The sequence below is a fragment of the Pseudomonas sp. MS646 genome (genome assembly GCF_036693845.1).
Lineage (GTDB): Bacteria > Pseudomonadota > Gammaproteobacteria > Pseudomonadales > Pseudomonadaceae > Aquipseudomonas > Aquipseudomonas chlororaphis_E.
In genome coordinates, this window is the sequence record NZ_CP144763.1 from 4,160,817 (window position 1) to 4,186,830 (window position 26,014).

At 61.6% G+C, this 26,014-nt stretch carries 22 protein-coding genes; 16 read left to right on the forward strand and 6 right to left on the reverse strand.

Annotated features, from left to right (window positions below):
- Nucleotides 1-4 precede the first annotated feature (4 nt).
- The 15 genes from V3H56_RS18200 (at nucleotide 5) to V3H56_RS18270 (ending at nucleotide 17,524) form a co-directional block, all read left to right on the forward strand.
- On the forward strand, nucleotides 5-190 hold the full coding sequence (locus V3H56_RS18200) for a CcoQ/FixQ family Cbb3-type cytochrome c oxidase assembly chaperone (protein WP_003183474.1): 186 nt from the start codon (nucleotides 5-7) through the stop codon (nucleotides 188-190).
- A complete protein-coding gene (ccoP, locus tag V3H56_RS18205) occupies nucleotides 187-1,170 on the forward strand; it encodes a cytochrome-c oxidase, cbb3-type subunit III (RefSeq protein ID WP_042731113.1) in 984 nt (327 codons plus the stop codon). Before V3H56_RS18200 ends, ccoP begins: the two co-directional genes overlap by 4 nt.
- A gap of 150 nt (nucleotides 1,171-1,320) precedes the next feature.
- Complete coding sequence (locus V3H56_RS18210) at nucleotides 1,321-1,575, forward strand: type II toxin-antitoxin system Phd/YefM family antitoxin (protein ID WP_053149578.1); 255 nt, start codon at nucleotides 1,321-1,323, stop codon at nucleotides 1,573-1,575.
- A complete protein-coding gene (locus V3H56_RS18215) occupies nucleotides 1,576-1,986 on the forward strand; it encodes a type II toxin-antitoxin system VapC family toxin (RefSeq protein ID WP_338473719.1) in 411 nt (136 codons plus the stop codon).
- A 103-nt stretch (nucleotides 1,987-2,089) separates the two neighbouring features.
- A complete protein-coding gene (locus V3H56_RS18220) occupies nucleotides 2,090-6,481 on the forward strand; it encodes an RHS repeat-associated core domain-containing protein (protein WP_338473720.1) in 4,392 nt (1,463 codons plus the stop codon).
- Nucleotides 6,482-6,487: 6 nt separating this feature from the next.
- Nucleotides 6,488-7,498, forward strand: a complete 1,011-nt coding sequence (locus V3H56_RS18225) for a hypothetical protein (protein WP_042728023.1) — start codon at nucleotides 6,488-6,490, stop codon at nucleotides 7,496-7,498.
- 218 nt (nucleotides 7,499-7,716) lie between these two features.
- Nucleotides 7,717-8,715 (forward strand): phosphoesterase, encoded by a 999-nt coding sequence (locus tag V3H56_RS18230; protein ID WP_338473721.1) that lies wholly within the window; start codon nucleotides 7,717-7,719, stop codon nucleotides 8,713-8,715.
- A 258-nt stretch (nucleotides 8,716-8,973) separates the two neighbouring features.
- The gene (ccoG, locus tag V3H56_RS18235) at nucleotides 8,974-10,389 is read left to right on the forward strand and encodes a cytochrome c oxidase accessory protein CcoG (protein WP_042728025.1); all 1,416 of its coding nucleotides are present in this window, start codon (nucleotides 8,974-8,976) and stop codon (nucleotides 10,387-10,389) included.
- Between the two features lie 11 nt (nucleotides 10,390-10,400).
- Nucleotides 10,401-10,940 (forward strand): FixH family protein, encoded by a 540-nt coding sequence (locus V3H56_RS18240; RefSeq protein WP_338473722.1) that lies wholly within the window; start codon nucleotides 10,401-10,403, stop codon nucleotides 10,938-10,940.
- A 160-nt stretch (nucleotides 10,941-11,100) separates the two neighbouring features.
- A complete protein-coding gene (locus V3H56_RS18245; RefSeq protein WP_338473723.1) occupies nucleotides 11,101-13,551 on the forward strand; it encodes a heavy metal translocating P-type ATPase in 2,451 nt (816 codons plus the stop codon).
- A 24-nt stretch (nucleotides 13,552-13,575) separates the two neighbouring features.
- Complete coding sequence (gene ccoS, locus V3H56_RS18250) at nucleotides 13,576-13,794, forward strand: cbb3-type cytochrome oxidase assembly protein CcoS (protein ID WP_042728028.1); 219 nt, start codon at nucleotides 13,576-13,578, stop codon at nucleotides 13,792-13,794.
- The gene (locus V3H56_RS18255; protein WP_338473724.1) at nucleotides 13,787-14,470 is read left to right on the forward strand and encodes a sulfite exporter TauE/SafE family protein; all 684 of its coding nucleotides are present in this window, start codon (nucleotides 13,787-13,789) and stop codon (nucleotides 14,468-14,470) included. The genes ccoS and V3H56_RS18255 overlap by 8 nt, the downstream gene beginning before the upstream one ends.
- Before the next feature lie 217 nt (nucleotides 14,471-14,687).
- The gene (hemN, locus tag V3H56_RS18260) at nucleotides 14,688-16,070 is read left to right on the forward strand and encodes an oxygen-independent coproporphyrinogen III oxidase (RefSeq protein ID WP_123579755.1); all 1,383 of its coding nucleotides are present in this window, start codon (nucleotides 14,688-14,690) and stop codon (nucleotides 16,068-16,070) included.
- Between the two features lie 94 nt (nucleotides 16,071-16,164).
- On the forward strand, nucleotides 16,165-16,899 hold the full coding sequence (gene fnr, locus V3H56_RS18265) for a fumarate/nitrate reduction transcriptional regulator Fnr (RefSeq protein WP_042728031.1): 735 nt from the start codon (nucleotides 16,165-16,167) through the stop codon (nucleotides 16,897-16,899).
- Nucleotides 16,900-16,975: 76 nt separating this feature from the next.
- Nucleotides 16,976-17,524, forward strand: coding sequence for an adenine phosphoribosyltransferase (locus V3H56_RS18270; protein ID WP_053149526.1), 549 nt, complete (start codon nucleotides 16,976-16,978; stop codon nucleotides 17,522-17,524).
- A gap of 37 nt (nucleotides 17,525-17,561) precedes the next feature.
- On the opposite strand, the gene V3H56_RS18275 is transcribed toward V3H56_RS18270, so the two are convergent.
- The 5 genes from V3H56_RS18275 to dnaX all read right to left on the reverse strand — a co-directional run bounded on the left by V3H56_RS18275 (nucleotide 17,562) and on the right by dnaX (nucleotide 23,166).
- On the reverse strand, nucleotides 17,562-18,479 hold the full coding sequence (locus tag V3H56_RS18275; protein ID WP_047737935.1) for an IS110 family transposase: 918 nt from the start codon (nucleotides 18,477-18,479) through the stop codon (nucleotides 17,562-17,564).
- Between the two features lie 308 nt (nucleotides 18,480-18,787).
- Nucleotides 18,788-19,390, reverse strand: coding sequence for a recombination mediator RecR (recR, locus tag V3H56_RS18280; RefSeq protein ID WP_042728052.1), 603 nt, complete (start codon nucleotides 19,388-19,390; stop codon nucleotides 18,788-18,790).
- Nucleotides 19,391-19,456: 66 nt separating this feature from the next.
- On the reverse strand, nucleotides 19,457-20,491 hold the full coding sequence (locus V3H56_RS18285) for an NADP-dependent oxidoreductase (protein ID WP_338473725.1): 1,035 nt from the start codon (nucleotides 20,489-20,491) through the stop codon (nucleotides 19,457-19,459).
- Between the two features lie 198 nt (nucleotides 20,492-20,689).
- Nucleotides 20,690-21,028: a YbaB/EbfC family nucleoid-associated protein gene (locus V3H56_RS18290; RefSeq protein ID WP_003183512.1), complete on the reverse strand. Its 339-nt coding sequence runs from the start codon at nucleotides 21,026-21,028 to the stop codon at nucleotides 20,690-20,692.
- 62 nt (nucleotides 21,029-21,090) lie between these two features.
- The gene (dnaX, locus tag V3H56_RS18295; protein WP_338473726.1) at nucleotides 21,091-23,166 is read right to left on the reverse strand and encodes a DNA polymerase III subunit gamma/tau; all 2,076 of its coding nucleotides are present in this window, start codon (nucleotides 23,164-23,166) and stop codon (nucleotides 21,091-21,093) included.
- 143 nt (nucleotides 23,167-23,309) lie between these two features.
- On the opposite strand from dnaX, the gene V3H56_RS18300 reads away from it, so the two are divergent.
- Nucleotides 23,310-24,077, forward strand: a complete 768-nt coding sequence (locus V3H56_RS18300; protein ID WP_042728035.1) for a transporter substrate-binding domain-containing protein — start codon at nucleotides 23,310-23,312, stop codon at nucleotides 24,075-24,077.
- On the opposite strand, the gene V3H56_RS18305 is transcribed toward V3H56_RS18300, so the two are convergent.
- Nucleotides 24,029-25,771 carry a GGDEF and EAL domain-containing protein gene (locus V3H56_RS18305; RefSeq protein ID WP_047737802.1) on the reverse strand — a complete coding sequence of 581 codons (1,743 nt, stop codon included), beginning with the start codon at nucleotides 25,769-25,771 and terminating at the stop codon, nucleotides 24,029-24,031. The genes V3H56_RS18300 and V3H56_RS18305 overlap by 49 nt on opposite strands.
- Between the last annotated feature and the right edge of the window lie 243 nt (nucleotides 25,772-26,014).

Consider the following 26,014-nt stretch of genomic DNA (forward strand, 5'->3'; position numbering starts at 1 on the left):
CTTAATGGATATCGGGATGATTCGCGGCCTGGGCACCGTCGTCGTGATGGTGGCTTTTATCGGCCTGGCCCTGTGGGTGTTCAGCCCCAAGCGCAAGTCGGAGTTTGACGACGCGACCTTGCTGCCGTTCGCGGATGATCCCGAAGCCATCAAGCACGTCGAGCAAGCTTCTAGGAGTAACAAAGAATGACTACGTTCTGGAGTCTGTACGTCACAGTCCTCAGCCTGGGAACGATCTTCTCCCTGACCTGGCTGCTGCTGTCGACCCGCAAGGGCCAGCGCAGCGAAGCCACCGAAGAGACGGTCGGCCACTCCTTCGACGGGATCGAGGAGTACGACAACCCACTGCCCAAATGGTGGTTCATGCTGTTCGTGGGCACCATCGTGTTCGCCCTCGGCTACCTGGTGCTCTACCCGGGCCTGGGCAACTGGAAAGGCCTGCTGCCAGGCTATAACTACCTGGACACCGAGAAACAGACCGCTTTCGCCAACGGCCAGACCGGCTGGACGGGCGTTCACGAGTGGGAAAAGGAAATGGCTCGTTCGGATGCCAAGTTCGGTCCGATCTTCGCCAAGTTCGCGTCCATGCCGATCGAAGAAGTCGCCAAGGACCCGCAAGCCTTGAAGATGGGTGGCCGCCTGTTCGCCTCCAACTGCTCGGTCTGCCACGGTTCCGACGCCAAGGGTGCCTACGGCTTCCCCAACCTGACCGACGCTGACTGGCGCTGGGGCGGTGAGCCGGAAACCATCAAGACCACCATCATGGGCGGTCGTCACGCCGTCATGCCGGGCTGGGCTGCCGTGGTCGGTGAACAAGGGGTTGCCGACGTGGCCGCCTACCTGGTCACCAGCCTGCACGGTCGCAAACTGCCGGAAGGCGCCAAGGCCGACCCGGCCAACGGCCAGAAGCTGTTCGCGGCCAACTGCGTGGCGTGCCACGGTCCGGCCGGCAAAGGCACGCCGGCCATGGGCGCCCCTGACCTGACCCACCCTGGCGCGTTCATCTACGGTTCGAGCTTCGCGCAACTGCAACAGACCATCCGCTACGGTCGCCAGGGCCAGATGCCTGCCCAGGCCGACCTGCAAGGCAACGACAAGGTCCACTTGCTGGCCGCCTATGTCTACAGCCTGTCCCACGGCGAAAAGGCTCCGGCCGCTGACGCCCAGTAAGGCTTTCGCCTGAAACACCAAAAGGCCCCGTCAATGCACATTGACGGGGCCTTTTCGTTCTCGGTGTCGCGAAACCTGTCCTGCTGCGCTTGTCGGCCATTGGCGCAAGTAGTAACGTGCCTACATTCAAGCTCAATGAGGGGCACCGCCATGTCCATCACCACACTCTCCAGCCGTGAATTCAACCACGACACAAGTGGTGCCAAAAAAGCCACCCGCGACGGGCCGGTTATCATCACCGACCGTGGCAAGCCGGCCCACGTGCTGCTAAGCATTGAGGAGTACCAGAAACTGACCGGCGTCAACGCCAGCATTGTCGAGTTGCTGGTCATGCCCGATGCGCCGGATATCGACTTCGAGACCGAGCGAGCCGTCATCACTCCCCGCTCGGTGAACCTGTCCTGAATGTTCTTACTCGATACCCACGTCATTTCGGAACTGCGCAAACCTCAAGCAGATAGAAACGTCCAAGCCTGGGCGCGCAGCGTTCCTGCCCCCAGCCTGTATGTCTCGGCGATTACCGTACTGGAACTGGAAACCGGCGTATTGCGCTTCGAACGCAAAGACCCCGTTCAAGGCAGCCGCTTGCGTGAATGGCTGGATAACCATGTGTTGCCTGCGTTCGCAGGTAGAATCCTGACGATCGACCGCGCCGTCGCGCTGCGCTGCGCCCGGCTGCAGGTACCGGACCGCTGCAATGAATGCGACGCACTGATCGCCGCAACCGCGCTGGTCCACGGGCTGACCTTGGTCACCCGCAACGTGAACGATTTCCAGGGCAGTGGCGTGGCGCTGCTCAATCCGTGGTCAAGCTGAAATAACGTTACAACGGATCCTCAACTCATCGCCAAGGAGACAGGCGTAGTGATAGGTATAGACCCCTTCAAGCAAATGGCCGTCAAACATCCTGGGCTCCGGCATGTCTGACGCACTTTGGGCTGCCCGCCTGGGCGATGCGCTGGAACACACCTCGATGATGGCCGACATCCTCGGTGGTGTGCTCGAAGTAGCCGCGAACATCGCCATCACGGCCCTGGCCACCGCCGCCGTGGTGGCCGCCACGGGCATCACCGTGGCCACCGGTGGGCTCGGTTGCTTCCTGCTTGGCGCGGTGGTCGGTGCAGTAGTCGGCATCGCCATGAGCAAGACCGGAGCCGACAAAGGCTTGAGCCATTTATGCGAGGGCATTGGCAACGCGCTCTTTCCGCCCACGGTGCAGGCCAACATCCTCACTGGCGCCACCAACACCCTGACCAACAACATCCCCGCCGCCCGCGCCGCCGGCGCCATCGAGTCCCATGTCGCACCCGCCGGCACCGAACTCGAGGAGCCGCAGCCCGAGCCCAGCTACCTGGACATGGCCGAGAGCTTCTTCTCGCAGATGTGGCGCCCCACCGTCGCCACGCCCGCGCCCGGCGCCGTGCCCAAGCCGCTGGACATGATCACCTGCCTGAAGCACCCGCCGATGCCGCCGCAGTTTTTGGCCGAAGGCTCGGACAAGGTCACCATCAACGGCCAGCCCGCCGTGCGCAGCGGTGACCGCAGCACTTGCGACGCCAAGGTTGTGTCATCGGGGCTGATTTCCCCTGACGTGACCATCGGCGGCGGTACTGTGGTGGTGCGCGAGATCCGCAGCGGCAAGACCCCGGGCGTGGGGCTGGCGGTCACGGCGCTGCTGATGCTCAAGGGCGGCAAAGGCAAGTTTTTCAGTAAGCTGCCGTGCATGCTGGCCGGTGCCGCCGCGTCGATGGCCGTCAGCAGCGCAATGGGCGCAGCAGCCAACGCTGCCATGGGTTCGTCGAACCCAGTACACGCCGCCACCGGGGCCAAGGTACTGGGGCGCGATGAAGAGCTGGACTTCGCCCTGCCCGGCATCCTGCCGATCGACTGGCAACGTTTCTACAACAGCCGCGACGAGCGCCGTGATACGTTGTTCGGCGCCGGTTGGAGTGTGGCCTATGAAGTCTGCGTGGAGATCCTCCCCCACCCTGACGGCGGCGAAACCCTGATCTACACCGACGAACAGGCCCGCCCTATCGACATGGGCGCGATCCCCTCGGGCGGCGCGGTGTTCAGCGCCGGCGAAGGCCTCGCCGTGCGCCGGCACGTCAACGGCCAGTTGTTGATCGAAAGCGACGACGGCCTGTACCGCCTGTTCGAGCCGACCCCGGGCCGGGCCGCGCTTCTGCGCCTGAGCCAACTGGGCGACCGCAACGACAACCGCATCCACCTCGACTATGACGACGCCGGACGCCTGGTGCGCCTGCGCGACACCTTCGACCTGGTGCAGGTCGAACTGATCCGCGAAGGCGAGCGTGTCACGCGCATCGAGCGCCTCTACCCCGACCAGTCGCGGGACATGCTGGTCAGCTACGCCTACGACGCGGCGAACAACCTCGCCGAAGTACGCGACGCCACCGGCCAGGTGCAACGGCGCTTCCGCTACGACGCCGAGCGGCGCATGGTGGAGCACCAACTGCCCACCGGCCTGCGCTGCTTCTACGAATGGGCGCTGATCGAGAACCAGGAATGGCGCGTAATCCGGCATTGGACCGACGAAGGTGACACCTATCAGTTCGACTATGACCTGGCGGCCGGTACCACGTGCATCACCGACAGCTTGCAACGCACCAGCACCCGCCACTGGAACAACCAGCACCAGATCATCCGTTCAACCGACAACCTCGGCCAGACCTGGCTGTTCGAGTGGAACGACGAACGCCAGTTACTCAGCGCCACCGACCCGCAGGGCGGCGGCTATGCCTTCAGCTACGACGAAGCCGGCAACCTGGTCAGCGAAACCGACCCCTTGGGCCGCAGCGATTCCACTCTGTGGCTCGAACACTGGGCCTTGCCGCTGGTGGACACCGACGCCGCCGGCAACGGCTGGCAGTATCGTTACGACTCGCGGGGCAACTGCATCGCCGAGACCGACCCGTTGGGCCACGTCACCCGCTACCGCTACGACGCCCACGGCCAGGTCATCGAGATCATCGACGCCACCGGCAAGCGTAAGAAGCTGCGTTGGAACCCGTTCGGGCAACTCGTCGAGCACATCGATTGCTCAGGCTACCCGACGCGCTTCAGCTACGACTCGCGCGGCTATCTGCAAACCATCACCGATGCCCTCGGCGAACGCACCCAGTTCAGCTATGACGCTCAGGGCCGCCTGCTCAGCAGCCAGTTGCCGGACGGGCGCACCGAGCATTACCAGCGCGACGCCGCCGGCCAGCTCACCGGCTACACCGACCCGGCCGGACACACCACGCTCTACCAACACAACCGCCGCGGCCAAGTGCGCCAGCGCACCGATGCCCAGGGCCGGCAGGTGCAGTTTGCGTACGACAGCTACGGACGACTGCAGGCCCTGGTCAATGAGAATGGGGAAAGCTATCGGTTTGCCTGGGATGCCGGGGATCGGCTGGCTGAACAGCGCAATCTCGATGGCAGCGTCAAACGTTACACCTACGACGCTCTTGACCACGTAACAAGAGTCGAGACCGTCGCAGCGCTGCGAAATGATCATCAACCCCTCGAAGAACCCATCGTCCAGCATTTGGAACGCGATGCGGTAGGCCGACTAATCACTCGACTCACGCCTGACGGACAGTCTCGGTACAGCTATAGCCCGCTGAACCAATTGATCGAAGCCGTCACTGCCAATAAAGATGGCGATGAACAGCGATTGGGCTTCGCTTATGACGCGTTGGGATATTTGATTGAAGAACAGAGTTCGACAGGGCTTTTGCAGCACCATTACGACGAACTCGGCAATCTCATCCGAACCCGACTCCCTGACGGTCGCTGGATTAACCGCCTCTACTACGGCAGTGGCCACCTGCATCAGATCAATCTTGACGGTCAAGTCATCAGCGATTTCGAACGTGACCGGCTGCATCGTGAGGTGATGCGCACGCAAGGCCAAATCCACACGCGTAGCGACTACGACCGTAGCGGACGCCTACGCAGTCGCCAACGCCGCCTCGCAAGCCCTTCTTCGCCGATGGCCAATGCCGAACAGATCCATTTTGAATTCGACCCCAGCGATCATCTTGTAGGACGCCTCGAACGACTGCCACAAGGTCAGCAACGTCAACTGCTGCACTACGACGCGACGGGACGAATCATGGCGAGCCAGGGAAGCCGCCAAGGACAGAATGAAACGTTCTCCTTCGATGCGGCTGCCAATCTCCTCGACGGCTCCCGGGGCGCAGCCGGACGGGTTATGCACAACCAATTGCTGACTTATCAGGATAAGCGTTATCGATACGACGGCTTCGGACGAATAATAGAAAAACGCAGCCAACGGCACGGGTTGCAACGATTCAGATATGACTCGGATCATCGTCTGATTGAGGTTCGAACGCAGAAAGTGGAGGGAGAAAGCGTCGTCAGGATGCGCTATGACCCCTTGGGCCGAAGGATTGGGAAAACTGAACATGACAGCAAAGGTCAACTCATCGCTTCCACGCGCTTCGACTGGGATGGTCTGCAATTACTAAAAGAGCAAAAAAGTGGCCTGACCAGCCTGTACCTCTACGCTGATAACGGTCACGAGCCCTTGGCAAGGGTCGATGGCATCGAAGAGAATCAACGCATTCGCCATTACCACAACGATCCCAATGGCCAGCCATACGCCTTGACGGAAAATGACGGGCATCCGCTGTGGCATGCCCGCTATCAAGTATGGGGCAACACTTTTGAGGAGGTGCGTGAACCGTATTACGTCGAAGAACAGAACCTTCGATTCCAAGGGCAATATCTGGATCGGGAAACTGGCCTGCACTACAACACCTTTCGCTTTTACGACCCCGACATCGGACGCTTTACTACGCCCGACCCTCTGGGCCTGACCGGTAGCCTTAATCTCTATCGCTACTCACCGAATCCGTTTACCTGGATCGACCCACTGGGGTTGAAAGAAAACGAGATTATCCGCTACATGGGCGAAAGCGAAACGGTTTCCTCAAAGGCCGCCAATGGCGGTAAAGGGGGCTTGGTACCGAATATCCGGGGAGAGAAGGCGGTTTGGGTCAATCAAGACAGCAACCCAGGATTCAACCCAGGCAATGAAAAATATCGAGTCGTCGCTACCGTCAACAATGAAGGGGTCAGCATGCTCAATAACCACAAAGATATCTCTACTGTTGACTATAAGGAGACCGGGTTGAAAGATGGCGTGCTTTCCAAAACGAATGAACCCAAGGCCAGAGGAATCGGTTTCCGGTTGTTGGATAAATTCAATAAAACCATCACGTCATTTCGTGTCGAGAAAAAAGGCCCGAATGGAAAGTGGAAGACATGTGGGTAAGGCTAAATGGACATATTCAACCTCCTCTCCTATAAGCTTGAAAATTTCCTGAACGCCCGCCCCTACCCTAAGGCGCTGGGCGCCATTTTCTATGAAGAAGACGAGCCCTCATTACTCCGAGTCGTGGCCAGGAAACGCAACGGCTCAGCCTTCAGCGTGAGCCGTTGGCACGATTTGTTTTCAGTAAGCGCTTTCGAAAAATCCATGGCGAAAATCGGTTTCACGGAATTGGATTGCTATGCCCTGCTTCTGGTTCTCTCACGCCTTGGTTACCTACTTGAGATCGACAACCGCCAACGAACCAACAAGGACTATTTTATTTTCTTCTACTTGATCCAGTTGATCAGCTTGAAGAACAGCACGATCGATTCCAATGCGCAACTCAGAAACCACATGTTCAGGTTCCTGCTCTTCGAGTTGAGCATCGACGACGAGGTGTATCGTCGGTTCAGCATCGAGGGTCATCAATTGATGATGACGACCGATGCCTTGGGGCCTGTGCCTTTTCTGGAGATCATCGACCTGGTCTACAGAACGATCAAGGCGGATGCCAGGAAAGAGCATGAGCTGCTGAGCCATTTGAAAAACTATCAGACAGCCGTTATCCGGTTACTGACCGAACCTGACGCAGACACTTATCGCTTCAAGCTCAATGACCGTCACAGCGAGCTCATGTATCCCGACCTTTTCCTGAACACTTATGCTCAGGACAGGCAGCGGGTACTCAACGCGTTGATTGATACAATCAACCCGCTCCAATCAACGGAAAACCTGTTCGTCTCGAACATGATTCTGATGAACTACTCCTTTCACATCCTGAAAAACCGACCCCGTGAACTCCTGAAACTGAAGAAATACGTCAATGATGAGGTGCTGTTTGGTAAGCTGCTGGAGGCCATCATCCTACGTCGCATGAGCGTCACCAAAGCGCTGTTCGAAAAAATCCCCACGGGTCATGACCTGTCTTTGCTAAATGACGACCCCGCTTCGTTCTACAACATCCTGTACAGGCAGTAAAATTGCGGCGAATTTAGCCAGGGCAGGCTGTACTTCCCCAAGCGAAGCATCTTCGTGGCTCAGCGAAGATCTTCCGGATGTACGCCACCGAAATTGTCCTGTTATCTCACTGACACAAACACTATCAATGCCACCGCCCTCCACTCTGGCACGCGTAAGTTCATCTCGCTACAGTCGCCCCTGGAACAAACATCCATTATTCATAGAAAAGGATTTCCATGAAAAAACTGACTGACTTGAAACTTCTATCCGCCTTGTTAGTGCTCTACGGCGTGCCGGCCGCTCATTCATTGGCGGCGGATGTAGCACCCAGTGCTATCGTATTTGCCGCCAGCCCGAAGTACCCCTCCAGCGAAAAATCCGAAAACGGTGAGGCCGAATCGGCCAGCGACACGGCGTCCCGCTCCCGCTGGCTGATCGACGCGCAGTACACCAGCATCGCCGAGTTCCGTGCGCAATCAGGAGGACCCGCCGCGGTGCCTGTCATGATCAACGGCAACTTGACCCGGTCAGGTCAGGCCAGCGAGCGTTCTTATATCAAGACGGTTTTGCAGAACAAACTGAACAATATCTACGACTACGGCCTGGGCAATCATGACTACGACTTCAATGTCGAAAGTTGCGCCAGTTGTGCGGCCGGAAGTGTCGACGACTTCAAAGAACGCTACTGGGGAAAAACCCGGAACATGGACTTGTCGGCCAGGGCTTCAGGCCTGACGAAAACCTGGTATGGGAGCCTGGCCTATGCCAGGGATTTTGGCGATGTGCACCTGGTTCAATTGCATAACCAACCCACGTATTCGGTGAATTTTTCCACCCACGCCGTGTTCAATACCACCGCCTACGAAATTACCGCGTCCCTCGATTGGCTGGAGCGCGACCTGCAACAGGCGCGCTCTCAGGGAAAAATCATTCTGTTGAGCCTGAACCAGCCGTTCCGCTGGCCAGTCCCGGTGGCTGAGATCACCCGTTTCAAGCAATTGATCGAGGATCATGGCGTGACCGCTGTATTTTCCGTCGATGGGAACAACAAGCCCGGGGCCCATCCGCCCAACTACACCTACGGCGACGTGCCTTTGTTCACCAGCGGCTCGGCTGTCCGGAAAACCTGGCTGCATGCCAAGCTCTCCGACGACAGGAAACACCTGACCGTGCACATCATTGCCGACAACGACTGGCGCAATCCTGTCGCCAGTCACACCGTTGAGGTCCGGTAGCCTTTCAAGCGGCGTCAAAGGGGGTTCCCATTGGCGCCGTCCGCCGCGGCTGGACGGCTATACTCGACAAGTCAATTGATCTGGATCATGACTTGTTACATCCGCTACACCATTCGACCCTTGCGCCCAACGCGACCAAAGGTCGCACCCTTGAGCTAGAGCGACAGGCGTATCATTGCGCCACTGCAACACCCCTTTGTGACCGTGGTCGGCACGTACTGGCCTTGGCACTTTTCCACTGCCGTGGGATGCATTTTGATGAGTAATCAGATTCCGGTACATGACGTCACCCCGCCTGCCAAGGACGCGAACAAAAGCGTCGACCTGTACGCCTCTCGGGAAAAAATCTACACCCGTGCCTTCACCGGCCTGTTCCGCAACCTGCGGATGGTGGGTGGAGCAGTCCTGTTCCTGCTGTACTTCGGTACGGTCTGGTTGAACTGGGGCGGCCACCAGGCCGTCTGGTGGAACCTGCCTGAACGCAAATTCTTTATTTTTGGCGCGACCTTCTGGCCCCAGGACTTCATCCTGCTGTCCGGGCTGCTGATCATTGCCGCCTTCGGGCTGTTTTTCATCACCGTCTATGCCGGACGAGTCTGGTGCGGCTATACCTGTCCGCAAAGCGTGTGGACCTGGATCTTCATGTGGTGCGAGAAGGTTACCGAGGGTGACCGCAACCAACGCATCAAGCTCGACAAGGCGCCCATGGGGGCCAACAAGTTCCTGCGCAAGTTCGCCAAGCACAGCCTCTGGTTGCTGATCGGCTTCGTCACCGGCATGACCTTCGTCGGTTACTTCACACCGATCCGCGAGCTGGTGTTCGAGTTTTTCACCGGCCAGGCCGACGGCTGGTCGTACTTCTGGGTCGGTTTCTTCACCCTCGCCACCTACGGCAACGCCGGCTGGCTGCGCGAACAAGTGTGTATCTACATGTGTCCTTACGCTCGTTTCCAGAGCGTGATGTTCGACAAGGACACCCTGATCGTTTCCTACGACCCGCGTCGCGGCGAAAGCCGTGGCCCGCGCAAGAAAGGCGTCGACTACAAGGCCCTGGGCCTGGGCGATTGCATCGACTGCACCATGTGCGTCCAGGTCTGCCCGACCGGGATCGACATCCGCGACGGTCTGCAGATCGAGTGCATCGGCTGCGCGGCCTGCATCGACGCCTGCGACAACATCATGGACAAGATGGATTACCCCCGCGGCCTGATCAGCTACACCACCGAACACAACCTGTCCGGGCAAAAAACCCATAAACTGCGTCCGCGCCTGATCGGCTACGCCCTGGTGCTGCTGGCCATGATCAGCTTGCTGGTGGCGGCGTTCTTCATGCGCTCGCTGGTGGGTTTCGACGTCAGCAAGGACCGTGTGCTGTACCGCGAAAACGCCGAGGGGCGGATCGAGAACGTCTACAGCCTGAAGATCATGAACAAGGACCAGCGCGACCACACCTACGTCCTGGAAGCCGCCGGCCTGCCCGACCTGAAGCTGCAAGGCCGTAGGGAAATCAAGGTCGCGGCCGGCGAGATCTTCAGCCAGCCGGTCGAATTGTCCAGCGCACCGGAGCAATTGCCATCGAGCACCAACGAGGTGACCTTCATCCTCAAGGATGCCGATGACGAAAGCGTTCACGTTGAAGCCAAGAGCCGATTCATCGGCCCACAAACTCGTTGAGAGAACTGAACATGCCTGCAGCAACCGCCACCAGCCCTTGGTACAAGCACCTCTGGCCGTGGATCATTATCGGGATCTTGACCTGTTCGGTGACACTGAGCCTGACGATGGTGACCATTGCGGTGAAAAACCCGGACAACCTGGTCAACGACAACTATTACGAGGCTGGCAAGGGCATCAACCGTTCGCTGGAGCGCGAATTGCTGGCCCAGACCCTGCAACTGCATGCCAATGTGCAACTGGACGACTTCACCGGCGAAGTGAACCTGCACCTGAACGGCAACAGCCGCCCGCAGACGCTGGCATTGAGCCTGATCTCCCCGACCCAACCGGAGAAGGACCGCAAGATCGTCCTGACCCGCAATGACAGCGAACCCGGTCGCTACGTCGGCCAACTGGCGGACAAGATCGAGGGCCGACGCTTTGTCGAATTGCTGGGGGTGGAGAACGACAAGACCTGGCGGTTGTTCGAAGAAGAACAGGTCAACCATGGCCAGGACATCCTGCTGGGCGATGAACCGCTGCAAGGCGCCGAAGACCTGAAGAAGTAAATCGCTTCTGGGTGGCGGGGTCGCGAAGCGGCCCCGCTCTTCGTCTGACCGGCTCATCCGACTACGACTGCTGCGCAGCCGAGCGGGAACAAGACCCTCGCCACAACAGCGCCCATAAACCCGCAAACGCCCCAGCCATAAAGGCCTTCATGCGACAACCATGACCACTCCCCAGCCCTGCTACCACTGCGCCCTGCCCGTCCCTCCCGGCAGCCGCTTCACCGCCGTTGTCCTGGGTGAAACCCGCGAGATGTGCTGCCCGGGTTGCCAGGCGGTGGCCGAGGCGATTGTCGCAGGCGGCCTGGAGAGCTATTACCAGCACCGTAGCGAAGCGTCGGCCAACCCCGAAACCCTGCCGGTACAGTTGACCGATGAGCTGGCGCTGTACGATCGCCCGGACGTGCAGCAGTCGTTCGTGCACCATGAAGGCGAGCTGGCCGAAACCACCCTGTTGATGGAAGGCATCAGTTGCGCCGCCTGCGGCTGGTTGATCGAAAAGCAACTGCGCAGCTTGCCGGCGGTGGCCGAGGCGCGGCTGAACCTGTCCAATCATCGCCTGCATGTGCGCTGGGCCGACGCTCAATTGCCGCTGAGCACGCTGCTGGCCCAGTTGCGCCAGATCGGCTACGTCGCTCATCCGTACCAGGCCGACCAGGCCAGTGAGCAACTGGCGGCCCAGAATCGCCTGGCCCTGCGCCAGTTGGGCGTGGCCGGCCTGCTGTGGTTCCAGGCGATGATGGCGACCATGGCCACCTGGCCGGAATTCAACATCGACCTGAGCCCGGAGATGCACACCATCCTGCGCTGGGTGGCCCTGTTCCTCACCACGCCCATCGTCTTCTATAGCTGTGCGCCCTTTTTCAAGGGCGCGATGCGCGACCTGCGGACCCGGCACCTGACCATGGACGTTTCGGTGTCCCTGGCCATCGGCAGTGCCTACATCGCCGGGATCTGGACATCGATCACCGGCGCCGGCGAGCTGTATTTCGATGCCGTGGGCATGTTCGCCCTGTTCCTGCTGGCCGGCCGTTACCTGGAGCGCCGGGCCCGGGAACGCACGGCCGCGGCCACCGCGCAACTGGTCAACCTGTTGCCGGCCTCATGCCTGCGTCTGGCGGATGACGGCCAGAGCGAGCGGATCCTGCTCAGTGAACTGCGCAACGGCGACCGAGTGCTGGTGCATCCAGGGTCGGTGCTGCCGGCCGACGGCAGGATCCTGGAGGGCCAATCCAGCATCGATGAGTCGCTGCTGACCGGCGAATACCTGCCCCAGCCACGCCAGGCGGGCGATGCGGTCACGGCAGGCACGCTCAACGTCGAAGGCGCCCTGACGGTGGAGGTGCTCGCGCTCGGCCAGGACACCCGCCTGTCGGCCATCGTGCGCTTGCTGGAGCGAGCCCAGGCCGAGAAACCGCGACTGGCGGAGATCGCCGACCACGCCGCCCAGTGGTTCTTGCTGTTCTCCCTGGTCGCCGCAGCGGCCATCGGCTTGCTGTGGTGGCAACTGGACGCGTCCCGGGCCTTCTGGATCGTGCTGGCGATGCTGGTCGCCACCTGCCCTTGCGCGCTGTCCCTCGCCACGCCGACCGCGCTCACCGCCGCCACCGGCACCCTGCACAAGCTCGGCTTGCTGTTGACCCGCGGCCATGTGCTGGAGGGCCTGAACCAGATCGACACGGTGATTTTCGACAAGACCGGCACGCTCACCGAAGGTCGCCTGGCGTTGCGTGCCATCCGACCGCTGGCCGCCCTCGACAGCGACCAATGCCTTGCCCTGGCCGCTGCCCTGGAAAATCGCTCCGAGCACCCCATCGCCCGCGCCTTCGGCCGCGCGCCCGTGGCCGCCGAGCACGTACAAAGCACCCCCGGGCTGGGCCTGGAAGGCCTGGTGGAAGAGCAACGCCTGCGCATCGGCCAACCCGGTTTCGTCTGCCAATTGAGCGGCGCAACCGTACCGACGATGCCGGACGAACCCGGACAATGGCTGTTGCTGGGCGATGCCGGCGGGCCGCTGGCCTGGTTCGTCCTGGACGACCGCCTGCGCGCCGACGCCCCGGCCCTGCTGGCCGCCTGCCAGGCCAGGGGTTGGCGGACACTGCTGTTGTCGGGCGACAGTTCGCCGATGGTGGCCAGTGTCGCCGCCGACCTGGGCATCGACGAGGCGCGGGGCGGCCTGCGTCCGGACGACAAGCTGGCGGTGTTGCAGCAGTTGCACCAACAGGGCCGCAAGGTGCTGATGCTCGGCGACGGGGTCAACGACGTGCCGGTACTGGCGGCGGCGGACATCAGCGTCGCCATGGGTTCGGCCACCGACCTGGCCAAGACCAGCGCCGACGCCGTGCTGCTGTCCAACCGCCTCGACGCCCTGATCCACGCCTTCAACCTGGCCCGACGCACCCGCCGGGTAATCATCGAGAACCTGGTGTGGGCAGGCCTGTACAATGGCCTCATGTTGCCGTTCGCCGCCCTCGGCTGGATTACGCCGGTGTGGGCGGCGGTCGGCATGTCCATCAGTTCGTTGACCGTGGTGTTGAACGCGCTCAGGCTGACCCGTCAGCCTCGCACGCCAGTGTTCGACACCACGCCCGATACCCGCCCGCTGCCGGCCTGAGCCGCGCGGGCATGGAGTTCCCAGATGCCAGCTCTCTACGTGATGATCCCGGCCGCGCTGCTGATCGTGGCCATCGCCGTGTACATTTTCTTCTGGGCCGTGGACAGCGGGCAGTACGACGACCTCGACGGTCCGGCCCACAGCATCCTGTTCGACGACCAAGACCCTAATCACCAGGCCGCGGTGGACGAAGCCGACGGCCAGGCCCGCGGGCCGGACGACAAGGCCCCGCCTCATGCTTGACCTGGCACCCTTGCTGGTTTCGGCGGTGATCCTCGGCCTGCTGGGCGGCGGCCATTGCCTGGGCATGTGCGGCGGCCTGATGGGCGCCCTGACCCTGGCGATCCCCAAGGAACAGCGCAGCCGGCGCTTGCGGCTGCTGCTGGCCTACAACCTGGGACGGATCCTGAGCTATGCCTGCGCCGGCCTGTTGATCGGGCTGGCCGGCTGGGCCGTGGCCAACAGCCCGGCGGCGATGTTCATGCGGATACTGGCCGGCCTGCTGTTGATCGCCATGGGCCTGTACCTGGCGGGCTGGTGGAGCGGCCTGACCCGCATCGAAGGCCTGGGCCGCGGCTTATGGCGGTACATCCAACCCGTGGCCAACCGCCTGCTGCCGGTGTCGAGCCTGCCCCGGGCCTTGTTGCTCGGTGCGCTGTGGGGCTGGCTGCCTTGCGGGCTGGTCTACAGCACCCTGCTGTGGTCCGCCAGCCAGGGCAATGCGCTGGACAGCGCCCTGCTGATGCTGGCTTTCGGTCTCGGGACCTGGCCGGTGCTGCTCGCCACCGGCCTGGCCGCCGAACGCATCACTGCCCTGCTGCGCAAACGCAGCGTGCGCATGGCCGGCGGCTTGCTGGTGATACTTTTCGGCCTCTGGACGCTGCCAGGGCCGCACCAGCATTGGCTCATGGGGCACTGACAGGGATTCCCCGCCCCACCCCTATGGGAGCGGGCTTGCTCGCGAAAGCGGTCTATCTGTTTCGGTAATGTTGGATGTACCGCCGCCTTCGCGAGCAAGCCCGCTCCCACAGAGAACTTGCAGTCCTTGCCGGTCGCCCCCGTTGATGCAAATCAACACGCCCCGCCGTCGGCCCCCCTAGACTCCGCCCATGCCAGCCTATCCGGGGAACGCCCGCATGCTCGACGCCATTCGTTGGGACTCAGACCTGATCCGCCGCTACGACCTGGCGGGACCGCGCTACACCTCGTACCCGACTGCGGCGCAGTTCGGCAGCCAGGTGGGCACCTTCGACCTGCTCCACGCCCTGCGTGACAGCCGCAAGGCCCTGCGACCACTGTCGCTGTATGTGCATGTGCCGTTCTGCGCGAACATTTGCTACTACTGCGCCTGCAACAAAGTCATCACCAAGGACCGGGGCCGTGCCCACGCCTACCTGCAACGCCTGGAGCAGGAAATCCAACTGATCGGCTGTCACCTGGACCCGGCCCAGCGGGTGGAGCAGTTGCACTTGGGCGGTGGCACCCCGACCTTCCTCAGTCACGACGAACTGCGCCAACTGATGGGCAAGCTGCGCAAGCACCTGAACCTGCTGGACGACGATTCGGGCGACTACGGCATCGAAATCGATCCCCGGGAAGCCGACTGGTCGACCATGGGGCTGTTGCGGGAGCTGGGGTTCAACCGGGTCAGCGTCGGCCTGCAAGACCTCGATCCCGCCGTGCAACGCGCGGTCAACCGCCTGCAAAGCTTGGACGAAACCCGCGCCGTGATCGAAGCCGCGCGCACCTTGCAGTTCCGTTCGATCAACATCGACCTGATCTACGGCCTGCCCAAGCAGACCCCGGAAAACTTCGCCCGCACCGTCGAAGAAGTCATCCACCTGCAACCGGACCGTCTTTCGGTGTTCAACTACGCCCACCTGCCGGAACGCTTCATGCCCCAACGGCGCATCAACGGCCAGGACCTGCCCAACCCGGAGCAGAAACTGGCGATGCTGCAAGGCACCATCGAACAACTGACCGCGGCCGGCTACCGCTACATCGGCATGGACCACTTCGCCCTGCCCGACGACGACCTGGCGATCGCCCAGGAAGAAGCCACCCTGCAACGCAACTTCCAGGGCTACACCACCCACGGCCATTGCGACCTGATCGGCCTCGGCGTATCGGCCATCAGCCAGATCGGCGACGTGTATTGCCAGAACAGCAGCGACCTGGCCCATTACCAGAACACCCTCGCCGACGGCCAACTGGCGACCAGCCGCGGGTTGATCTGCAACGCCGACGACCGCCTGCGGCGCGCGGTGATCCAGCAGTTGATCTGCCATTTCGACCTGACCTTCGCCGACATCGAGCACGCCTTCGGCATCGATTTTCGCGCCTACTTCGCACCGCTGTGGCCGCAATTGCTCAGCATGGCGCAGGACGGCATGATCGAACTCGACGACCACCACATCGCCGTGCTGCCCGCCGGACGCCTGCTGGTGCGCGCCGTGTGCATGGTTTTTGACGCCTATCTGGAGCAGCACACCCGACAAAGATTTTCCCGCGTCATCTAAGCGCGACAATTTGACGGTAAAACCACACTGGCCCAACCCCCTGTGCTGGGGTACCCTTACGGCCTATGTGTGTTTTCCCACAAGGATTTAAGAAATGTCCGAGCCAGTCAAACTGCGCGCCCACAACCAGGCTCATTGCAAGGATTGCAGCCTGGCCCCCCTCTGCCTGCCACTTTCGTTGAACCTGGAGGACATGGACGCGCTGGACGAGATCGTTAAACGGGGACGCCCGTTGAAAAAAGGAGAATTCCTGTTCCGCCAGGGCGACACCTTCGATTCCGTCTACGCCGTGCGCTCGGGCGCTTTGAAAACCTTCAACCTGAGCGATGGCGGCGAAGAACAGCTCACCGGTTTCCACCTGCCCAGCGAGCTGGTCGGCCTGTCAGGCATGGACACCGAGAGCCACCCGGTTTCGGCCCAGGCGCTGGAAACCACTTCGGTGTGCGAAATCCCGTTCGAACGCCTCGACGAACTGGCGCTGCAATTGCCGCAGTTGCGTCGCCAGTTGATGCGGGTGATGAGCCGGGAAATCCGCGACGACCAGCAGATGATGCTGCTGCTCTCGAAAAAAACCGCCGACGAGCGCATCGCCACGTTCCTGGTGAACCTCTCCGCACGGTTTCGCGCCCGGGGCTTTTCGGCCAACCAGTTCCGTCTGAGCATGTCGCGCAACGAAATCGGCAACTACCTGGGCCTGGCGGTGGAAACCGTGTCCCGGGTCTTCACCCGCTTCCAGCAGAACGAATTGATTGCCGCCGAAGGCAAGGAAATTCACATCCTCGACCCAATCCAGCTCTGCGCCCTGGCCGGCGGCTCGATCGACGGTTGATGGACGAGCGCGGCTGAGGGATTGCCCTAGCCGCGCTATACTGCCGCGTTTGCAGCCCTGCCAGGACACTTCGACGATGGTCTTCGATTCCTTCGACATCAAATCCCTGATCCGCCCCGTGATCGACTTCCCCAAGCCGGGCGTGATCTTTCGCGACATTACTCCGCTGTTCCAGTCCCCGACCGCCCTGCGCCTGGTGATGGACAGCTTCGCCCACCGCTATGTCGAGGCCGAGTTCACCCACATCGGTGCGATGGACGCGCGCGGCTTCCTGATCGGCTCGATCCTGGCCTATCAACTGAACAAACCGCTGGTGCTGTTTCGCAAGCAAGGCAAGCTACCAGCGGACGTGCTGGCCGAGGGTTACCAGACCGAATACGGCGAAGCCTTCCTGGAAGTGCACGCCGACAGCCTGTGCGAAGGGGACTCGGTGGTTATGTTCGATGACCTGATCGCCACCGGCGGCACGCTGATCGCCGCCGCCAACCTGATCCGCCGCATGGGCGCCAAGGTCCACGAGGCGGCAGCGATCATTGACCTGCCGGAACTGCTGGGCTCCCAGCGCCTGGAAGACATGGGCATCCCTACGTATTGCCTGACGCAGTTTTCCCTGAGCGAACGCTAATCGACTGTGGGAGCAACTGTCTTACCTCTGCCACCCGTCACCGCCATTCAGTGCCGTCTCGAAGCATGGCATTCAGTCTGATTAGCAATATTCGCATGCAGGCGATGAGCGCGACTTTCGCGCTCTTGCCTCGCCCTCGAAGTGCTTCGTACCGGGCCTTGAAGTCGGCGTGATAGCGGATGACAACCCAGCACGACATATAAAGCGCACGTCTGACCCGCGCTCTTCCTCCGTAAATCTGACGTTTGCCGCTGTGATTGCCACTGTCGTCGTTGTAGGGGGCGATTCCCGCCAGGGACGCGATCTCTCTGCGATCAAGCTCACCGAGCTCAGGCAGGTAAACCAACAAACTAGCAGTCGCCACAGTGCCGATCCCTTTAACTGATGTGAGTCGGTCGGCTTTCTCCGCATCCAGCTTACGCATGCTTTGATTAATGGCTTTGCCAAACTGCTTGATTTGGATTTGCAGGTAGCGAATATGATCTTTGATCACCTCGATAACCGCCGGAAGCTGAGCCTGCTGTAGCCGGCGCTTGTTGTCATCTCGTTGCTGGACGAAGTGTTCGCGCAGCTGAATCAGCTCCCGCAGTGCTTCACGCTCAGGTGAAATGGGCTTTTCGTGAGACGCATGCAGAGCTTCGGCAAAATCGGCAAGAACAGCCGCATCGATGGGGTCGGTCTTGGCATTCTTGCCCATTGCTACGGCGAAGGCTCTAGCCCGACGAGGGTTGATCCTGAGCACATTGAAACCTGCCTCCTGCAGTGCTGCCATAACCTTTCGTTCATAGCCGCCCGTGGCTTCCAGTAACACCCGGCCAATCGTGTACGGGCTTAGCTGTTCGACCAGTTGTGCAAAACCCTCAGGCGTATTGGGGACCTCGTAGCCTTGGTTCTGTGGTCGAACCCAAACGACGAGATTTGATTTGGATATATCGATACCGACCCAGGAAATCATGGCAAAACCCTCTTACACTCAGAAATGAGAGTGCTCTGGCTTTGCCCACGCTTGTGATTCGAGTGCCGCTCGTCCAACTGTTCGGGCTTATGGGCCAGAGTAGAAAGGTAGATGGCAGCTTTGCTCCCACTCGTGCTTCAAGCACCGCGGACTCACAGCTTGCCATCTACCCCTCTCACCCCAGAGTTTATTCCCTTACTCAGACACAAGCGGGCTTGCTCGCGAAAGTGGTGTGTCTGCCAGATAAATGTGGCTGATCCACCGCTTTCGCGGGCAAGCCCGCTCCCACAGGAGTTTTCGGGTGTTTGTCAGAGGGTAATCGGCTTGCGCCCGGCAAACGAGTGCGCCAGCGTCCCGCCGTCCACCAACTCAAGCTCCCCGCCCAGCGGCACGCCATGGGCGATGCGAGAGGCGATGAGGCCCTTGTTGTTCAGCAGTTGGGCGATGTAATGGGCGGTGGCCTCACCTTCGACCGTGGGGTTGGTGGCGAGGATGACTTCGGTGAACGTGCCCGCCTCGTCGATGCGCGCGATCAATTGAGGGATGCCGATGGCTTCCGGTCCCAGGCCATCGAGCGGCGACAAATGCCCCTTGAGCACGAAATAGCGCCCGCGGAACCCGGTCTGCTCCACCGCGTACACATCCATCGGCCCTTCCACGACGCATAACAGGCTGTCGTCCCGGCGCGAATCGGCGCATTGCGGGCACAGGTCATCTTCGGTGAGGGTGCGGCACAAACGGCAATGCCCGACCCCCTCCATGGCCTGGCTCAGGGCCTGGGCCAAACGCAAACCGCCACTGCGATCACGCTCGAGCAATTGCAACGCCATGCGCTGGGCAGTTTTCTGACCTACACCCGGCAAGGTTCGCAGGGCATCGATCAGTTGGCGAATCAAAGGGCTGAAGCTCATCGAGGAAATGTCCGACATGACAACGAGACGCGGTTTATACCCGCGCCTCCGATTAGCGTCAAATACTCAATCCTGAGCGACCCGTACCACCAACTTGCCGAAGTTGCGCCCTTCCAGCAGGCCGATGAAGGCTTGCGGCGCATTTTCCAGGCCATCGACCACGTCTTCGCGGAACTTGACCTTGCCGTCCCGGACCCAGGGCGCCATGGCGCTGATGAACTCCGGCTGCCGGTCACCGTAGTCGTCGAACACGATGAAGCCCTGTATCCGCACGCGCTTGGTCAGCAACGTCCGCTGCAATTGCGGCAAGCGATCCGGGCCCCTGGGCGGCTGATGTTCGTTGTAGGAGGCGATCAGGCCACAGAGTGGAATCCGTGCCTTGGCGTTGAGCAATGGCACCACGGCATCGAAGACCTTGCCGCCGACGTTTTCGTAATAGATGTCGATGCCCTTGTCACAGGCCTGGGCCAGTTCTTCGGCAAAATGTTCGCTGCGGTGATCGATACAGGCGTCGAACCCGAGCTCGTCGACCACGTACTTGCATTTCTCATCACCGCCGGCCACGCCGACCACACGCAGGCCCTTGATCTTCGCCACCTGGCCGACCACCGAACCGACGGCACCCGAGGCTGCCGCCACCACCAGGGTTTCCCCGGCCTTGGGTTGGCCGATGTCCATCAGTCCCATGTAGGCGGTCATGCCTGGCATGCCCAACACGCCCAGGGCCATCGACGGACTGGGCAGCCCGGACGGGACAGGGATCACGTTGCGTCCGTCGCTGATGCTGTGGCTCTGCCAGCCCGTGGCCCCGACCACCAGGTCGCCCTCCTGGAATTTCGGGTGCCGCGAACGCTCCACGCGACTGACCGCCCCACCCGTCATCACCTCGTCGATTTGCACCGGCGCCGCGTAGGAAGGCGCATCGCTCATTCGCCCACGCATGTAGGGGTCGAGGGACAGGAACAAGGTCTTGAGCAAGATTTGTCCGTCCGCCAGGTCAGGCAACGTCACTTGCTCGATGCGAAAGTTCTCCGCGGTGGGAGCCCCCTTGGGACGGGACGCGAGGACGATGCGCTGGTTGGAGGTCGATGCTTGTGACATGGAAGCGTCTCCTTGATCGTTGAGTGAACCGCTATAGGGAGCAGACCATTGCCGGGGGGGTGGCGTTCGATGTTTGTTCGCAGGGACTCCTTCGCGAGCAGGCTCGCTCCCACAACGATGCCCGCTGCGCAGCAGAAACAAAAATGCCAGGCGCGATGCCTGGCATTGTGTGTAGCCCATCCCGAACGGGATGGCGAATCAGAACGGCAGTTTCATGCCCGGTGGCAGTTGCATGCCAGCGGTCATGCCGGACATCTTGTCCTGGCTGTTGGCTTCGATCTTGCGCACCGCGTCGTTCACGGCAGCGGCGAACAGCGCTTCGAGCATTTCCTTGTCATCTTCGCTCAGGCCTTCGACCACGCTCGGGTCGATGCTGACGCGCTTGATGTCATGGCGGCCGGTCATGACCACGGTCACCATGTCGCCGCCGGACTTGCCGGTGACTTCGGCGTTGGCCAGCTCTTCCTGCATCTTGGCCATTTTTTCCTGCATCTGCTGCGCCTGCTTCATCAGGCCGGCCATGCCACCTTTCATCATGGGAATCACCTCGAAAGTACTTGGGTAAACAAAACGTCGGCCCGTTCGGCCGGCGCCCTCAGTTATGAGCCCTGGGTGACCGGGGCCTCGACAGGTTCGATAGTATCGTGACGCACCACCGCGCCGAACTGTTGCATCATCTGCTGGATGAACGGATCACCGTGGATCGACTCCTCGGCCTCGCGCTGACGGTCGGCACGGCGACGGGACGCGGCCTGGGCCGGGGTTTCCTGCTCAGGCTTGATCAGCTCGATGCTCAGCGTCAGGGTGCGCTGGTGGTACTGGTTCAACGCCTCGTTCAGGCGACGCTGTTGGGTGGCGTTGAACAATGCGCTGTGGGCCGGGTCCAGGTGCAGCAACCAGTGGTCCCCTTCCACGGAAATCAACGTGCAGTTGGCGGCGATGCTGCCGGTCATGCCGGTGATCGGCAGTTTCGGGAACAGCTCCAGCCATTGCAAGGCCAGCCCGGTGGCCGGCATCGCCGCCGGTTCCGGTTCAGGCTCGGGAGCCGGTTCGGCGGCGTGCTCGCTGGCCAGCTCGTCCAGGTAGCTGTAAGCCGAGTCCAGGTCCGGCTCGATGTAGTCTTCGTCCAGCGGCGGTTCGTCATCCAGGTCCACGCCCGGCGTGGCGATCGCGACGTCGGCCACTGTCGGCTCCGGCACCGGGGCGGCGACCCACTCGGGCGCCTCGGGCACCACGCTGTCGGGTGTCGGCAAGGGCATCGGCGGCAACTCGGGCTGCTCGGCGACGGTTTCCAGTACGGGCTCCACCGCTGGCTGCTGGACGATGGGCGGCTCGACCGGGTCGTTCCAGGGCAAATCGATCACCGCTTCGGCGACTGGCTCGGGTTCAGGCTCAGGTTCGGCCTCGAGCACTGTCTCAGGCTCGGGCGCGGCAGGTGCGACGACCGGCGTCGGGACCGGGGCCGGCGCTGGCGGAGCAGAAGCCACTGCCGGCGCAACGACGGGCGCGGCAGCCACTGGCTTGGCGGAATCAGCTGTGGCCTGGCTGATCCCCACTGGCTTTAGCGGTTGCCTCGGGGCGTCCGCCGTGTCGGCCGGGCGGAACGCGAGCATCCGCAGCAGGACCATTTCGAAGCCACCGCGCGGGTCCGGCGCCAGGGGCAGGTCGCGTCGGCCGATCAGGCCCATCTGGTAGTAGAACTGTACGTCTTCGGCCGGCAGTGCCTGAGCCAGGGCCAGCACCCGGTCACGGTCGCCGTGGCCATTGTCGACGCCCTCGGGCAAGGCCTGGGCGATGGCGACCCGGTGCAGCACGTTGAGGATTTCCGAAAGCACGCCACTCCAGTCCGGGCCTTGCTCGGCCAAGTGACGCACGGCTTCGAGCAGAGCCTTGGCATCGCCTTCGATCAGCGCCTGCAACACGTCATAGACCTGGCCATGATCGAGGGTGCCGAGCATGGCCCGCACATCGGCCGCCATGACCTTGCCTTCGCCGAACGCGATGGCCTGGTCGGTCAGGCTCATGGCATCGCGCATCGAGCCATCGGCGGCGCGACCGAGCAGCCACAATGCATCGTCTTCGAAAGGCACGTTCTCCACGCCCAGGACGTGGGTCAGGTGCTCGACCACCCGCTCCGGGGTCATGTTCTTCAAGGAGAACTGCAGGCAACGGGACAGGATCGTCGCAGGAAGTTTCTGCGGGTCGGTGGTCGCCAGGATGAACTTGACGTAGGGCGGCGGCTCTTCGAGGGTCTTGAGCAACGCGTTGAAGGAATGACTGGAGAGCATGTGCACTTCGTCGATCAGGTAGACCTTGAAGCGCCCACGGCTCGGGGCGTACTGCACGTTATCGAGCAGCTCGCGGGTGTCCTCGACCTTGGTGCGACTGGCGGCGTCGATCTCGATCAGGTCGACGAAACGGCCTTCGTCGATTTCCCGGCAGACCGAACACTCGCCACACGGGGTCGAAGTGATACCGGCTTCACAGTTCAGGCATTTGGCGATGATCCGCGCGATCGTGGTCTTGCCCACGCCACGGGTTCCGGTAAACAGGTAGGCGTGGTGCAGCCGCTGGCTGTCCAAGGCATTGATCAGAGCCTTGAGCACATGGGTCTGGCCGACCATTTCGCGGAACGAGCGCGGACGCCATTTACGTGCAAGAACCTGATAACTCATCGAAAACCGTCGCAACGAAGGAACATAAGCGGCTAATGCTAGCGGAGCAGGGGCGAAATTGCATCCGGTGCGCTCGTCTAATATGTCTAAGCTTGGGTCTGGGGCTCGGTTGTCGACACGGTTTGGCTTGGTCAGGAGAGTTTATGCGCACAGCCATGGGGGCTTTGCTGTTGCTGGGGACCAGTTGTCTGGCAGAAGAAGTACCCTTGCGTATCGCCATCACCGACGGCTGGGCCATGCCCATGGTGCAGATCGAACGCGGCCGTCCGACCCAGGGCATATTGCCCGACATCATGATCAGCCTGGCCACCCAGGTCGGCATGCCGGCCGAATTCCACGTGCTGTCCCGCGCCCGCCTTGACGGCGCCATGAAAAACGGTGAAACCGACTTGCGCTGTTATGTCACCCCGGAATGGGTGCATGACGACAGTCGCAATTACCTCTGGAGCATCCCGTTGTTCTTCCAGCGCGACCTGCTCGTCGGCCCCCCTGGCGGCCCCGAGCGCGTGGTACCGGCGCGACTGGAACCGCAACCCATCGGCACCGTGCTCAGTTATTCCTACCCAACCTTGCAACCGCTGTTCGACAGCGGCCAGCTACGGCGGGACGACGCCCGTAGCCAGGACCAGGTGCTGGCGAAACTGCTGGCCGGGCGGTATCGCTATGCGGTGAGCAACCAATGGGCGCTGGACTGGTTCAATCAACGGCACGCCGCAGAACGGCAATTACAGGAGGTAGCGGTGCTCCAGGAGCGGGAACTGAGCTGTTATGTGCGCAACGATCCGACAATCCCCGCCCAACGCATCCTGCGTACCCTGTTGAAAATGAAACTGTCAGGGGAAATCGACGCGATCATCCAGCTCTACACCGGTCGCGACGTGGAGTCGGCGAGCGACACCCGATCGCCTTGACCGTCCGGTCGCTGCCGCCATTGCGTCGGTGGACTGAAGCCCGACACCCAGCCCGGCACCCGTTCGGCCGGCATGGGCCGGGCAATGAAGTACCCCTGGGCGACCTCGCAGCCCAGGCGCAACAGCAGTTGCCCATGTTCGAGGCTGTCCAGCCCCTCGGCCACGACCTCGCGGCCAAACGCCCGGGCCAGGCCAATTACCGCTTCGGTCAGCGCCAGATCATCCTGATCATGCAGGATGTCACGGACGAACGCCTTGTCGATCTTGATGGTTTGCGTGCGCAAGTGCTTGAGGTCATTGAGCGAACAAAAACCGGTGCCGAAGCCGCCCAGTGAAAACCTTACACCCAGCGCCTGGCAGGCCTGGAGGCAGGCGCTGACATTGACGAGGTTTTCCACGGCGACGGACTCGACGATCTGCAGGTCCAGCAAGCGCGGCGATACCGCCGGATGCCGCTCCAGCACCTGCCGCAGCCGCTCGACGAAGTCCGCCCGCTGGAAATGCCGGGCCGAGATATTGATGCTCACCGGCCACCCCTGCCCCGCTTGCTGCCACTGTTGCAGTTGGGTCAGGACCTGCCCCATGACCCACTCGCCGATCTCGACGATCAGGTCGGTTTCCTCCACCAGCGGCAGGAACTCCCCAGGCGGCACCAGGCCCCGTTGCGGATGCTTCCAGCGCAGCAACGCCTCCAGGCCGACCACGGTGCCACTGCGCATGTTGACCTTGGGCTGGAAATGCAGGCGCAACTCATCGTTCACCAGTGCCTGCCGTACCCGCTCGACCGTTTGATAGGTGGCGCGCACTTCCTTGTCGCGGGATACATCGAACAGGTGGAAACGGTTGCGGCCGCTTTGCTTGGCCACGTACATCGCCTGGTCGGCGTGGCGCAACAAGGTCTCGGCGTCTTCGTCATCCCACGGGAACAGCGTGACGCCGATGCTGGCGAAGACCTTGACGCTCTTGCCATCAATGGCATACGGCATGGAAACGGCGATCAACACCCGGTTCAACGCCGCGTTCAGTTCATCGATGCCGCGCACATGGCGCAACACCAGCACAAATTCATCCCCAGCCAGCCGCGCGACCACGTCCTCGCCACGCACAATGCTACGCAGGCGCCGGGCGACCTCCACCAACAGTTGATCGCCACTGGCATGGCCATGCCCGTCGTTGACGGCCTTGAATCCATCGAGATCGAGCATGCAGACCGCCAGGGGCAGGTTTTCCGCCCGGGAAAACGCCAGGGCCTGGTCCAGCAATTCGGAAAGGTAAGTGCGATTGGGCAAGCCTGTCAGCACGTCATGGCCGACTCGCCATTGCAACGAGTGCAGCAGCCGGCGCTTTTCGCTGACGTCAAAGCGAATCGCCAGGTAGCGCTCGATTTGCCCCGTATCGTCGTCGATCACCGGCACCAGGGTGGTATCGACCCAATGCAACGTACCGTCCTTGGCCCGGTTGCAGATCTCGCCTTTCCAGACCTGCCCCAAGGTAATGGTGCGCCACATGGCACTGAAGAACTCGTCAGGGTGCTGGCCGGAATTGAGCAGGCGATGGTTCGCCCCCAGCAGCTCGTCACGCGAATAGCCGAACAGTTGGCAGAACGGCTCGTTGACGTAGGTAATGCGCCCGCTCAAATCGGTTTCGGAGAAAATCGCGGCAGCGTCAACGGCTCTGCGGTACTTCTTATCCATCGAAGCAGTCATCCATGAGTCAGGCTCATTTGGCGCGCGCGGTTGCCGCCCTCGCAGAGGCGAAAATCAACTAGGCTCAAAGACCTTGAGGTAAGCTGGATCCGGGCCCTGGCAGCACGATCCGGGGGACCAACCCCCATGCCGTTGGTCACGAGCTGACGTGCATGGCGCATTCTTTTCGCGCATGCCGACCTCTGCAGCAGGTCACCAAATGCCCATACCAAAGGCCGATTCTACGAAACA